At 28.5% G+C, this 12,712-nt stretch carries 10 protein-coding genes; all 10 read left to right on the forward strand.

The genetic code is table 11. From position 1 onward, the window contains the following. Window positions 1-272 precede the first annotated feature (272 nt). Window positions 273-1,181 (forward strand): ABC transporter substrate-binding protein, encoded by a 909-nt coding sequence (locus BM027_RS13355; protein WP_090092796.1) that lies wholly within the window; start codon window positions 273-275, stop codon window positions 1,179-1,181. Beyond that, window positions 1,174-2,193, forward strand: coding sequence for a FecCD family ABC transporter permease (locus BM027_RS13360; protein WP_090092799.1), 1,020 nt, complete (start codon window positions 1,174-1,176; stop codon window positions 2,191-2,193). Before BM027_RS13355 ends, BM027_RS13360 begins: the two co-directional genes overlap by 8 nt. Window positions 2,194-2,201: 8 nt before the next feature. Further along, window positions 2,202-2,957 (forward strand): ABC transporter ATP-binding protein, encoded by a 756-nt coding sequence (locus BM027_RS13365; RefSeq protein WP_090092802.1) that lies wholly within the window; start codon window positions 2,202-2,204, stop codon window positions 2,955-2,957. A gap of 228 nt (window positions 2,958-3,185) precedes the next feature. Continuing rightward, the gene (locus BM027_RS13370) at window positions 3,186-3,746 is read left to right on the forward strand and encodes a DUF5662 family protein (protein WP_090092805.1); all 561 of its coding nucleotides are present in this window, start codon (window positions 3,186-3,188) and stop codon (window positions 3,744-3,746) included. Between the two features lie 115 nt (window positions 3,747-3,861). Then, a complete protein-coding gene (locus BM027_RS13375; protein ID WP_090092808.1) occupies window positions 3,862-4,764 on the forward strand; it encodes a 3'-5' exoribonuclease YhaM family protein in 903 nt (300 codons plus the stop codon). A gap of 461 nt (window positions 4,765-5,225) precedes the next feature. Further along, window positions 5,226-5,786, forward strand: coding sequence for a sugar O-acetyltransferase (locus tag BM027_RS13380; RefSeq protein ID WP_090092810.1), 561 nt, complete (start codon window positions 5,226-5,228; stop codon window positions 5,784-5,786). 124 nt (window positions 5,787-5,910) lie between these two features. After that, a complete protein-coding gene (locus BM027_RS13385) occupies window positions 5,911-6,903 on the forward strand; it encodes a DMT family transporter (protein ID WP_090092813.1) in 993 nt (330 codons plus the stop codon). 4 nt (window positions 6,904-6,907) lie between these two features. Further along, window positions 6,908-7,258: a hypothetical protein gene (locus BM027_RS13390; protein WP_090092815.1), complete on the forward strand. Its 351-nt coding sequence runs from the start codon at window positions 6,908-6,910 to the stop codon at window positions 7,256-7,258. A gap of 532 nt (window positions 7,259-7,790) precedes the next feature. Beyond that, complete coding sequence (locus tag BM027_RS13395) at window positions 7,791-9,821, forward strand: M13 family metallopeptidase (protein ID WP_090092818.1); 2,031 nt, start codon at window positions 7,791-7,793, stop codon at window positions 9,819-9,821. A 256-nt stretch (window positions 9,822-10,077) separates the two neighbouring features. Then, on the forward strand, window positions 10,078-12,387 hold the full coding sequence (locus BM027_RS13400) for an N-acetylmuramoyl-L-alanine amidase family protein (protein ID WP_090092821.1): 2,310 nt from the start codon (window positions 10,078-10,080) through the stop codon (window positions 12,385-12,387). The last annotated feature ends 325 nt before the right edge of the window (window positions 12,388-12,712 follow it).

The following is a 12,712-nucleotide window of genomic DNA, read 5'->3' on the forward strand; positions in this document are numbered from 1 at the left end:
CCCATTTCTTTAATAATATATGTTAGCTTGTATTTTACAATTTTTGAGTAATTAATCATTAGTGATGCCTCCTTAAATTTTTATATATTTAAGGGGCTACGCCGCATTTTTCTATATATTTGTCAAGTGTTAATTGAAAAAAAAGCAAGGTATATTTTTATACCTTACTTTTTTTGAACAATATCAATGTCATTTTGTTAACTAAATGACATTGCTCCACAGTCGCCTTGACGATTTTTTTATTTTTCATTAAATAAACTTAGGAGGATATTATGAAATTAAGAAACAAATTTTTATCAGTAGTTTTTATAGCCATATTAACTATGACTATGTTAGTTGGTTGTGGTGCAAAAACTGCAGTAATGACAGATAGAGAAGGTAATGAATTTAATTTACCTAAAAAAGTAAACACTATAATATCTACAGCACCATCTAATACAGAAGCATTAGTTGCATTAGGACTTTCGGATAAATTGATAGCCATAGACAAGTACTCAGCAGACGTTGAGGGTGTAAGTGAAGAGTTACCTAAAATAGATTTTAGAAATCCAGATGCTGAAACTATTGTAGGTTTAAAGCCAGATATAATAATAGCTTCAGGTCATAATAAGAGTGGAAATGAAGATCCATTTGCTGCTGTAAAGGAAGCGGGAATAGAAGTTGTATATATACCAAGTAGTTCTAGCATAGAAGGTATTTATGCAGATATTAATTTTATAGCTAAAGTTACAGGTGTGGAGAAAAAAGGTATAGAAATAGTAGATGATATGAAAAAAGAAATAAATTCTATTAAAGAAATTGGTGACAAAATAACTGATAAAAAGAATGTTTATTTTGAAATAGGATCAACACCCTCTTTATTTAGCTTTGGTAATAGTACATTTTTAAATGAAATGATAGAACTTACTGGAGCAGAGAATATATTAGCAAATGAAACTGGATGGATATCTCCAAGTAGTGAAGTTATAGTAAAAGCTAATCCAGACGTAATACTTACTAATGAAGCAGCAGAAAATATTGCTCAAGATATTAAAACTCGTGATGGATGGAGCAATGTTACTGCTGTTAAGGAAAATAATATATTTGTTGTTGATAAGAACTCATCATCTAGACCATCTCAAAAGATAATAAAAGCGCTTAAGGAAATGGCTAAGGCCATTTATCCAGAAAAATATGAATAAGAATAAAAAATTAATAATACTATCAATTCCTTTAGTATTTTTAGTTTTATGTATTGGAACTTCGATTGGAAGTTACAATATTAGCATAGTAGATATTTTATATATACTTGGATATAAAATTTTTGGAATTCCATTAATTCAAGGGATTAATATTAATGATATATCAATAATTTGGAGTTTAAGATTACCAAGAGTTTTATTAGCTTTTATAGTAGGCGGAGCATTATCAGTAAGTGGAGCTGTAGTTCAATCAGTACTTAAAAATCCACTGGCCTCTCCTTATACTTTAGGAGTGTCTTCAGGAGCCTCTCTTGGAGTTGGATTACTTATAGTATCAGGATTTTCAATACCATTTATAGGAAAACTAACAATGCCACTAGTAGGTTTTTTATGTGGTGTTATAACTGTATTTGTTATTGTTAAGTTTTCATCTAAGGTTGATAAGGGTATGTCAAATACAACAATTATCTTATCGGGTATGGTGTTTTCATTATTTTTTAATGCTATACTTACAACTATAACAGCATTATACAGTGAGGATATAAAAAGTATAACACTTTGGCAAATGGGCTCTTTTTCTATGAAAGGATGGTCATATGTGAAAGTTGGTATACCATTTTTTATAATAGGAGTTATAGGAGTTGTACTTTATTGTAAGGAAATGGATATATTATCTTTTGGAGAAGATGAAGCAAAATCAGTAGGTGTAGATACAAGTAGAATAAAGAAAAAATTACTTATTTTTTCAGCAATATTAACAGGAAGTGCTGTAGCTTTAAGTGGAACTATTGGGTTTGTGGATTTAATTGTTCCCCATGTTGTAAGAAGAATATTTGGATCAAAGCATAGTTATGTAATTCCAATGTGCATAATTTCTGGAGGATGTTTTATGGTGCTTACGGATTTAGTGGCAAGAACTATAGTAGTTCCATCAGAACTGCCAGTTGGAGCTATAACAGCACTAATAGGAGCTCCAGTCTTTGCGTACATATATTTTAAAAAATCTAAGTAGGTGATTTTATGTTAGAGCTTAAGAACATTAGTTGTGGATATGATGGAGTGGATGTTGTAAGAAATATTACATTAGAAGCTAAAAGAGGAGAAATTCTTTGCATAGTCGGTCCTAATGGATGTGGGAAAAGTACACTTTTAAAGTCAATAGGTAAGCTTATTGAATATAGAGGAGATATAGTATTAGACTCTAAAGATATAGAAAAATTAAATAGAAAAGAGTTAGCTAAAAATATTGCATTAATGACACAAACTAGTAATATATACTTTCCATATACTGTTTATGAAACAGTATCTTTAGGGAGGTATGCTTATTTAAAGGGGGCATTATCGTCTTTAAGCAAAGAAGATAATGCTATTATAATTGAAGCTATAAAAAGTGTTGGTATTATTGAGTTAAAGGATAAGCTTATAAGTGAATTATCTGGTGGACAGCTTCAAAGAGTATTCCTAGCAAGAGCCTTTGCTCAAAATCCAGAGGTTATTTTATTAGATGAACCAACAAATCATCTAGACTTAAAGTGTCAAGTTGAAATTTTAGAATATTTAAGTCTTTGGACCAAAGAAAATAATAAAATTGTAATAGCTGTATTACATGATTTAAATTTGGTTAATTTATTTAGTGAAAAAGTTGTAATGTTAAATCAAGGAGAAATCATAGGGCAAGGAACACCTAAAGAGGTTTTTTTAGAAGACGACTTAGAGAAGGTTTATGATATAAATGTAAAAAGATTTATGCTTAATGCACTAGGAAAATGGCAATAAAAAAGTTTAGATTAAATATCTTTCAGAGGCCTTAATGACATAAATGACTTTAAAATTAATGTCTGCTTAGAAAATGGAGAAGAATATTATAGCTTTGTTTATTATGGTTCAATCTTATGAGTATATTGAAATTCTTGTCTTTTTATAATAAAAAATGGTATTATTATAAAAAGATTAGTTACACATATCTAAGATAGAAGTAGATAGTTTGGGGATAGAGGGAAAAACATGAATATAATAAATCATTTCAAAACAATTACAAATCATAAATTATTAGTTATGAAATATTGCTTTAGGGTCGGATTGTATAAGCAAGGCTTGCTTCATGATCTTTCTAAATATTCATGGATAGAATTTTCAGCAGGAATAAAATATTATAAAGGAGATGTTAGTCCTAATGGTATACAAAAGAGTATTGAAGGATATTCTAAGGCATGGCTTCACCATAAAGGAAGAAATAAACATCATCTTGAATATTGGATTGACTATGGAATAAATCCTAAAGAGGGACTTGTTGGAATGAATATGCCAATTCAATATGTAGTAGAAATGTTTATAGATAGAATGTCTGCTTCAATAAATTATCAAAAGGAAAATTATACTGATAGAAGTGCATTAGAATATTATAAAGCGGGAAAGGATCATTATATTTTACATAATGACACAAGAAAAACTTTAGAAATATTACTTAATAAGCTTGCTAATGAAGGCGAAGAGGCAACTTTAAAATACATTAAAAATGATGTTTTAAAACAGCACCTTGTAAATAATAAATTTTTAGATATATAAGTTCTAATTAAGATTTTACAGTTAATTTATCATATAGTATATTTAATAGAACATATATAAATAATTTTTTTACACATACTACAATTTATAAAATAAATTTAATTTGGAGGAATATATGAATACAAAAGAGACATTTTTACGTGATATAGAAAGTGGAAAGAATATAAAAATATCATTAATGGTAATGAAAATAATATTTAAAGATCCGAATAAGATTGTATGTATATTAGCAGATAAAAGTGGAGAAATAAAAGCTAATATACCAAATAAAAAAGGAGATATTACAGAAGGAAGAGTAATAGAGTTAGAAGGAATTAAAGATAATAACTTAGATGTAAAAAAATATGAGTTTCTTTCAGACTATAACCTTCAAGATTATCTTCCAACAGTAAATAGACCCATTGAAGAGATTATGGATGAAATTGAATTATATACAGATCAATATATAATTTCAAGAGAAGGCAAAGCTTTAAATGATTATTTCTTTAAAAATGAAGAATTCTTAGATAAATTTAAAAGAGGTATAGGTGGAGTATCTATGCATCATAACTATATAGGAGGACTTGCAGAGCACACTTTAAATGTTATGCATTTAACCTCAATGCTTTGTGAAAGGTATGATTGCAGAAGAACAGAAACTGCAGTATTAGCTGCAAAACTTCACGATATTGGGAAAATTTATGAATTGTATTATGATGGTCCTTTTAAATATACACTTAGAGGAGAAATGGAAGGTCATATTGTTATTGGAGTAGAGATGTTAGATAAGGCTATTAGAGAAAATCCTACATTATATTCAGAGGATTTTGTTATGAGAATGAAGGGTTGTATCGTTCAACATCATGGAAAGCTTGAATATGGTTCTCCAAGAACGATGAAAATGGAGGAAGCATTTATACTTAATTATGCTGATTCTATAGATGCTACTATGAATAAAATTTCTCAATTAAAGGATAAAACAGAATCTGGTACATGGTCAGAATATGATAGAAGAATTGAAACCAAGTTGTATCTATAATAGATTTAGGCACATGAAAGAAAATAAAAAGTATCTGCTTTTTACTAGATAAAAAGTTGATACTTTTTTTAGTTAAAGCACAAATATTTGAAGTTTAAATTAATGGCTATGTTTTAAGTAAATGTTGATATTGTAATATAAAGTTCGTGGACAGTGGAATTGACTTTATATTAAAATATCAACACTATTTTAAAACATAGCCCAATTAATAAAGCAATTTATAAATATGAGAAGTATATGAAAAAATTATTTATTTTACCATAATTATCTCGCCAAATTCTTATGAAATACACTTATTATTACCAAAATGTTCTATGTGCTTTAAAGATATAGGACATGGTTCCATTTCTAAACACTTTACTTTCTCTATGAAGCTTTATGAACTGTTTAACCATATTGAGTATATCACTATGCTATACTTATATCCGAAAGAAACGTATTGAATAAGGAGTGTATAACAAATGAGTGAAAAACAGAAGATGTTAAATGGTGAAATATATAATGCATATGATGAAAGTTTAATACTTTTAAGAAATAAGGCTAGACATCTTACAAAATTATATAATAATACAGACCCTGAGGAAACAGAAGAAAGAATAAAAATTATTAAAAAATTATTTGGTAAAATAGGAGGAAACTTTGAATTAGAACCTCCTTTTTATTGTGATTATGGTACTAATATTGAAGCTGGAGAAAGCTTCTATGCAAACTTTAATTTTTTAGTTTTAGATGATGGACTAGTAAAAATTGGAGATGACGTATTAATAGGTCCTAATGTAAGTATATTTACTGCAACTCATCTAATTGATCCTAAATTAAGACCTAAAAATGCTGATTATACAAAATCTGTAACGATAGGAAATAATGTATGGATCGGTGGGGGATCAATAATAAATCCAGGTATAAGTATTGGAGATAATAGCGTAATAGGTTCTGGTAGCGTGGTTACGAAGAATATTCCAGCCAATGTTGTCGCTGCTGGAAATCCTTGTAAAATAATAAAAAATATTGATGAAAAATGATAAAGTTATTTAATCAAGACTTTCACTAATAAAAATAAGTGAAAGTCTTTTAAGATTTCAAAGTAATACAAGCTAAGGCATATTCAAACAAATTGCCTTCTACATATGAAAGGAACGATTAATTTTGAAAAACATAGCTAGTTTAACATTAAAAAGAGATTTATATTATGCTAAAAATGGTATATGTAATTGCTTGATTTCAGGTATAACCTGGGGAATGGATGCTGTACTTCTTGGTTATTTATTAACAAAGTATCCATTTAACGATACTAATACTGTTATACAAGCATCTCTTATAGCAGCCTGTATACATACAGGATTTTCATCTCTTTTTATTTTACTTTACAATTTACATACTGGTAAAATAAAAGAATTTGGTAGATGCCTATTTAGTAAAATGGGTGTACTTATTATTATTTGTGCAGTATGTAGTGGACCACTGGCAATGTCAGGATTTTTACTTGGAATTAATATGGCAGGAGCTTCATATACATCAGTTATAACTTCTAGTTATCCTGCTATAGGAACGATTTTAGCTGTAATATTTCTTAAAGAAAAATTAAATAAAAGAACTTTAATAGGAATTTTGTGTTGTGTTGTAGGAAGTATAGCGACAGGATATGTAGCACCAACTACTACATTATATCCTAATTTTAATTTAGGAATAATATGTGCTTTTATGGCTGCACTAGGATGGGGTTTAGAAGGCGTTTTTGGGGCTTATGTTATGGATATTGTAGATCCTGAAATAGCTATTTCAGTTAGGCAAACATCTTCTTTCTTCATGTATATACTTTTTGTTATTCCATTTATAAAAGGATTTAAAATATTAGCTAATTCATTTACACCCTCTAATATGTTAATTTTAATATCAGCAGGTATAGTATGTAGTATATCTTATATAACTTGGTACCGTGGCTTAAGTATGACCGGAGTGGGCAGAGCTATGGCTCTTAATATTACTTATCCTATCTGGGTTATAATATTAGAATGGTTAATAAAAGGTGTACATGCTTCTCCAAATTTGATAATTGGATGTTTAATAATTGTGTTTGGAGCAATTTTGGTTTCAGGAAACCCAAAAGAAATGCTAAAATTAAGGGAATATGAGGAGTAATAATATGAAAATGAAATTACCAATGAAATTTAGAATACTTCAAATAATTTGCGAAAGAAGTATTCAACTTAAAATAATAGATACATGTGAAATAATAAATCTAATTAATTTAGAATATGGGAATGAAAAACAAAGTTGTGCTAAAACTATAAAAACACATATTCTAGCACTAAAAGCAGTAGGGTTAATTGCAGAAATTCATGTTTATGAAAATAACGATCAATTAATATCTGAATATAAATCAACTCGTGAAGGCTTTAACAGAATGAAACTTATACCTAATACTGCTGAAAGCTATAAAGAATGGCTACCTTTCAAAGGACGAGTTAGTGCTTTAATAAATCATATTAGCTAAAAGGGGACTATACTCATTTAGACGTTCTTAAGTGAGAGTCAAAAAGTGAATGTCCAAATTTTATATTTGGAAACATGAACTTTCTCTGTGAGCATTTTATATTTTGTTGCTCGAACTTACTCAGCGAATGAATATGAGTCGAGTTTCCTGTATCAATTTCCTAGCCCACTTTACAATATATAACAATATCAACATGGTTTTAAAACAAAGCGTAATTTTTATATTTTAAGTTTATTATTTGTTTTTCTGTTATATAACCAATTAGTATTATAATATTTTACATATTTACTTTAAAATCAATAAAAAGTAATGTACAATTAGATATTATCCAGGGAGATGCAAATGTACCATTAATTCCCCTAGGGGCTATGAACAAATTTGGAAGAGGAATGATTGTAGATATGATTAGATGATTTGAAAATAAGAAAGTTCTTTAATCATAGATATATAAATTTAATTGAAAGGACTTATCTAGTTTTAAGTTTGAGTAAGACATTAAAAATTTTTATCAAGAAATGGGGATGACTTTTAAATGAGGAAATTTAAAAAAACTAGTATTATAGCATGTGCTTTAGTATGTTCATTATTTATGTCACAAGCAACATATGTTAAAGCAGCTGAGGTAATAGACACAGGTAATAAAATAGTATCAGATGATTTGAGGTTACAAGATGATTTTTATAGTGTAACTAATAAAGTATGGCTAAATAGTGCCAAGATTGATGCTGGTAATGTATCTAATTCAGCAATTCAAGAAGCAAATAAGGCATTAACAGAGCAAAAAAAAGAGATAATGAAAGACTTATTGGCAAATGAAAAGAGCTATGCAAAAGATAGTGATGAGAAAAAGATTATTAATTTATATAAGAATATTTTAAATACAGAAGCTAGGAATAAGCAAGGAATAGAACCTATTAAGGAAATGTTAAGTAAAATAGATAATATAAAAACTTTAGATGATGTTAGGGATCTTAACCAATATAATATAGGGAATCCAATAATAAACATTGGCTGTGGTGTTGATTTAAAAGATGCAACTAGACATGTAGCATGTGTTGAACCTACTTCTCTTAGCTTAGGAGATTCAGATGAATATGTAAAACCAACAGAGAATACTGCAAGGATTAAGGGTTTAATAGAAAATTATTATAATAAGCTTTTAACTTTAGCAGAATATACTCCAGAGCAAGCAAAGACAAAGGTTGATAATTTATTTAAACTTGAATATATGATAGCTTCATCAATAACTGGAAAAGAAGAAAATTCAAAAAATCCAAATGCTATAGATGATGAATATAATGTATATACTTTAAATAAACTTGATGCTTTAGCACCAAATTTAAAACTAAAAACTCTTATGAAAGATTTAAAGATGGATAAAGCTAATAAAATAATTTTAACAGAACCAAAGTGGTTAAAAGCATTAAATGATATTTATACTGAAGAGAATTTACCACTTATTAGAGATTATATTGAAATTAAAAATTTAGATGGAGTAGCAGGATGTTTGGGAGAGGATTTTCAAAAAGCACAAATAGAATTTTCTAATGCATATTTTGGTTCAAAAGGAGAAATACCTAAAGACGAAAAAGCTATCAGTGGTGTTAACGCAGCTTTAGGAGTACCATTTGGTAAGATATATGTTGAAAAATATTTTTCAAAGAAAACTAAAGAAAATGTTGAAAATATGACAGATGAAATCATTAAAACTTATGAAAATAGAATAAAAAATTTAGATTGGATGAGTGAAGAAACTAAAAAAAGTGCGATTGAAAAATTAAATAAACTTAGTGTTCAAATTGGATATCCAGAAAAATGGGCTGACTATTCAAAATTAGAGATAAGATCTTATGAAGAAGGCGGTTCACTTTGGGAAAATATGATGAACTTAAGCAAATTTGTAGAGGAAAAACAATTAAAACAATTAAATGAGCCTGTAGATAAATCACAATTTGCTTGTTTACCACAAACAATAAATGCTTTTTATAATCCAACTTCAAATACAATCACAGTTCCAGCAGGAATTTTACAAGGAGAATTCTATAAGCCAAATGCTAGCAAAGAAGTTAATTTAGGTGCAATTGGATCTATTATAGGTCATGAAATTAGCCATGCTTTTGATAATACTGGAGCTAAATTTGATGCTGATGGAAATTTAAATAGTTGGTGGAGCACAGAAGATTATAAAAAGTTTGAAGAGAAAACTAATAAAGTTAGAAACTTTTATAATAGCGTGAAAGCAGACAATGGTAAAAACGTAAATGGAGATCTTACAGTAGGAGAAAATATAGCTGATATCGGAGGAATAGCGTGTGCATTGGATATATTAAACAAAATGCCAAATGCTAATTATAAAGACTTTTTTGAAAGTAATGCTACTTTATGGCGTCGAATTGACACAAAAGAATATGCAGACATTATCCTTAAAAGTGATGAACATTCTCCTAATAAAGTAAGAGCTAATATAGTTTTATCACAGTTTGATAAGTTCTATGAAACATATGGAATCAAAGAAAATGATAAAATGTATATTAAAGTACAAGATAGATTACAAATTTGGTAAATAGAATAAATATAACACTATATTAAAACAGAGCCTTTAATTAAGATAATTCATTAACTTTTCAACAATTTACCTCAGTGGAAGTTATGCAATATTTTGTATAATTTCCACTGAGGTATTTTTAATTATTAATATGAATATATTTGAAAAACATTAGACATAAAAAAATATTTTGCACCATAAATTGGTATTATAATATATAATACAGGTGTATATTTACTTTGAAAACGTTTATACAAATAAAGGGGAGATTTTAGTGAGGAAAAATTTGAAATGGAAGATGCATGCAAAAACTATTGGGGTTATTTTTGCAACTATTTTTCTTATTCAATTTAGTGGATTTGGTAGTGCAATAAACAATGTGGATAGCAAGGTTTATGCAGATGATAAGATTGGTACAGATTGTACCAAAGATGAGGGAATAGGTGTATGTCTAAAGCAGAGTACAGATTCAGATGATTCAGTAAAGTTGAATTTAGGCAAAGTTGAAAATCATAATAATATGGATACAAATAATAATTTAAACAATGGTGGAAATGAAAACTCAGATAAGCAGAATAATGAAAACAAAGATAAAGATAAAGACAATAATAAAGATACAGATAAGGGAAACAATATAAATCAAAATGAGAAAAATAATCAAAATACAGGTAATGATATAGATGATGATAATCAAGATCCAAGTGAAAATCCAGGTGAAGATATTGAGGATAATAGTTTGATAGGAGCTCCTGAAATAAATTCTTTTGCAGTGGACAAGGGTGAAAATTATAAAAGACTTAAATTGGGAGAAGTTAAGGGTAGTGGATATGAGTATGGGGTAAATATTAATGCTACTGAGGAATTAAAGGTATGTGAAAGGTCTAATTCAAATAAAACTATGAATAAGTGGTTTGGTATTACTATTAAGACAAAACTAAATAATAATAAGTTATCATACAGTACAACAGGTAGTAATTTTATAGATCTTTCTCAAGGTACTGATAAAATTAACTATTTTATTAGAGCCAATAGAACTGGTGAACCTAATTATGAGGAAGTTGCACGTGATAGTACTATTTATTTGAAATATTCAGGTACAAGTGATGATTCGGCTATTAAGATAACTATTCATTATGTTCCATTTAAAGGGGGCGATAAACCAGGAGATGGGAATAATACTGGTAATTCTGGCACATCAACAAATGCAATAAAATCAGTTTCAATATCTGGTATACAAAGAGTTGGGAAGACCTTAACAGCGAAGATAAATTATAGTAGTAAAACACCTTCAGTTAAACCCAATATATCTTATCAATGGTTAAGATGCAGTAAAAAGGATGGAGAGTATAAAGAAATATCTGGAGCAAATGAATGTGATTATAAACTTAAAAGTAGTGATGAAGATTGTTATATAAAGGTTCAAGTAGACTTATCAGGAAGCATTACGGAAACTAAAATAAGTGATAGGACAGGAGCTATTGATGAAAAAATTTCTGGCTCAGGCTCAGGATCTTCTTCTGGCGATTTTGACAATGATTTTGGAAATGATAAAGATGATAATAATGATTCAGATAAGTTAACTGATGAGGAAATGTACATGAATACATCATATAATTCTAAGGTTGATAAAGAGATGTTTGAGCTAATTAAGGAATATTCTTATAAGAGCTTATTATTGGAGGGTAGTAATTGTAAATGGACTTTTGAAAGTAGTGATATGAAGAATGTATCTAAGATGAAGGCAAAATTTGATGCAAAAATAGATACTAATTCTCCAAATGAGTCGGAAATTACTAAGCTCACAAATGGAACAAGTGTTATTAACTTATACTTTAATTATAATGGGATTCTTCCAGGAAAAGCAAAAGTTCAAGTTGATGTGGGTTCTGAACATGATGGAAGTAATAGATATTTATATTATTATAATCCAAATACAAATTTATTGGAGCTAATTTCTTCAAACGTAAACATTAAGAAAGGCATAGTTACATTTACAATCACACATTGTTCAGATTATGTTTTAAGTGAAACTCCAATTGCTGGAGGGGTTTCAAATTCTAATTTTGATGAGAATTCAAATGATGTAGATTCAGATCTCAATGATTTAAATAATTCTAGCAATTTAGATAATATAGATAATTTGGGGAATGAAGGATCTTTTGATAATACTCAGGATACTGGAACTTCTGGAATAAAAGGACAAACATACAGTAAATATAATTCATCTAATAGTAAGTGGAATCAATTATCAAATGGTGATTGGCAAATTCTTTTTAATGAATTGATAGTAACTAGATGGGCTTGCATGGACAATAGATGGTACTATATGAATGATTTAGGAATAATGCAAACCGGATGGATTAACTCAGGTAATAACTGGTATTGCTTAAGTGAATCAGGAGAAATGTTAATCGGATGGCAACATTTAGATGGTAAATGGTATTACCTAAAAGATACAGGGGAAATGGCTGTAGGGTGGCAACATATAGGTGGAAATTGGTATTATATGTACTCGAATGGATGTATGGCATATAGTACAGGAATTAATGAATATGAATTAAGTGAATCAGGAGCAATGTATTAATGTTGTGAGGCACTCCTTAGTAAACTAACATTAAAAATTTATTTACAAATTCTTTACTCAAGAACTTTAATCTTTTAGCAGGTTGAGGTTCTTGTTTTTTTATTACAAAAAATGTAGTTATTAAGAAAAAAGTTAATTGAATAATTTTTGATATAAGAAAGAATTAGAAACATGTAGTTGATACAGCAAAGAAGTGAATGTAACTCAAGAAAAAACTGCTATTAACTAATCATAGAAGTGGGTGGAATTTGTCTGCTATTTAACTAAGGTCACAAATTTAAAGAATAACTACTCTTAAAATGTTATAATAAAAAGGCAATTTCAA

Origin of the sequence: Clostridium uliginosum, assembly GCF_900112485.1 — a bacterium.
Taxonomy (GTDB): domain Bacteria; phylum Bacillota; class Clostridia; order Clostridiales; family Clostridiaceae; genus Clostridium; species Clostridium uliginosum.

Bases quoted from the DNA above. Each gene is read 5' to 3' on its own strand.
- BM027_RS13355 (WP_090092796.1), top strand. From the start codon at position 273: ATGAAATTAAGAAACAAATTTTTATCAGTAGTTTTTATAGCCATATTA.
- BM027_RS13360 (WP_090092799.1), top strand. From the start codon at position 1,174: ATGAATAAGAATAAAAAATTAATAATACTATCAATTCCTTTAGTATTT.
- BM027_RS13365 (WP_090092802.1), top strand. From the start codon at position 2,202: ATGTTAGAGCTTAAGAACATTAGTTGTGGATATGATGGAGTGGATGTT.
- BM027_RS13370 (WP_090092805.1), top strand. From the start codon at position 3,186: ATGAATATAATAAATCATTTCAAAACAATTACAAATCATAAATTATTA.
- BM027_RS13375 (WP_090092808.1), top strand. From the start codon at position 3,862: ATGAATACAAAAGAGACATTTTTACGTGATATAGAAAGTGGAAAGAAT.
- BM027_RS13380 (WP_090092810.1), top strand. From the start codon at position 5,226: ATGAGTGAAAAACAGAAGATGTTAAATGGTGAAATATATAATGCATAT.
- BM027_RS13390 (WP_090092815.1), top strand. From the start codon at position 6,908: ATGAAAATGAAATTACCAATGAAATTTAGAATACTTCAAATAATTTGC.
- BM027_RS13395 (WP_090092818.1), top strand. From the start codon at position 7,791: ATGAGGAAATTTAAAAAAACTAGTATTATAGCATGTGCTTTAGTATGT.